Consider the following 925-nt stretch of genomic DNA (forward strand, 5'->3'; position numbering starts at 1 on the left):
CTTCTTCTATTGCAACAGCGGATCGGAAGGCAACGACACGGTGCTGCGCGTCGTCCATCAATACTGGCGCACGCAGAGCCAGCCGCAGAAGAAGGTCGTGATCTCGCGCAGGAACGGCTACCACGGCTCGACGATCGCAGGCGCGACGCTCGGCGGCATGGGCTACATGCACGAGCAGATGCCGTCGAAGGTCGAGCACGTCGTCCATATCGATCAGCCGTACTTCTTCGGCGAGGCGCAGGGCAATCTGACGCCGGAAGAATTCGGACTCGCCCGCGCACAACAGCTCGAAGCGAAGATTCTCGAGCTCGGCGCGGAGAACGTCGCCGCGTTCATCGGCGAGCCGTTCCAGGGCGCGGGCGGCGTGATCTTTCCGCCGTCGACATACTGGCCCGAGATCAAGCGGATCTGCCGCAAGTACGACGTGCTGCTCGTCGCCGACGAAGTGATCGGCGGGTTCGGGCGCACCGGCGAATGGTTCGCGCATCGGCACTTCGGCTTCGAGCCGGACCTGATGACGCTCGCGAAGGGGCTGACGAGCGGCTACGTGCCGATGGGCGCCGTCGCGCTGTCCGACCGGATCGCCGACGCACTGATCGCGCACGGCGAGTTCAATCACGGGATGACGTATTCGGGGCATCCGGTCGCGGCGGCGGTGGCGGTCGCGAATCTGAAGGTGCTGCGCGACGAGAAGATCGTCGAGCGCGTGAAGACCGACACCGGCCCCTACTTCCAGCAGCGGCTGCGCGAGAGCTTCGCGAATCACCCGATCGTCGGCGAGATCGCGGGCGCGGGGCTCGTCGCGGGCCTTCAGCTCGCGCGCGAGCCCGGCGCGCGCAAGCGCTTCGAGAACGGCGGCGAGGTCGGCACGATCTGCCGCGACTACTGCTTCAACGGCAACCTGGTGATGCGCGCGACGGGCGAG

General features: G+C 66.7%; 1 protein-coding gene. It reads left to right on the forward strand.

Annotated features, from left to right (window positions below; translation table 11 throughout):
* Window positions 1-925, forward strand: a 925-nt coding sequence (locus tag WS62_RS20675) for an aminotransferase (protein ID WP_156441068.1), incomplete at both ends; no start/stop codon positions are given.

This window comes from Burkholderia sp. ABCPW 14, from assembly GCF_001523835.1.
Lineage (GTDB): Bacteria > Pseudomonadota > Gammaproteobacteria > Burkholderiales > Burkholderiaceae > Burkholderia > Burkholderia mayonis.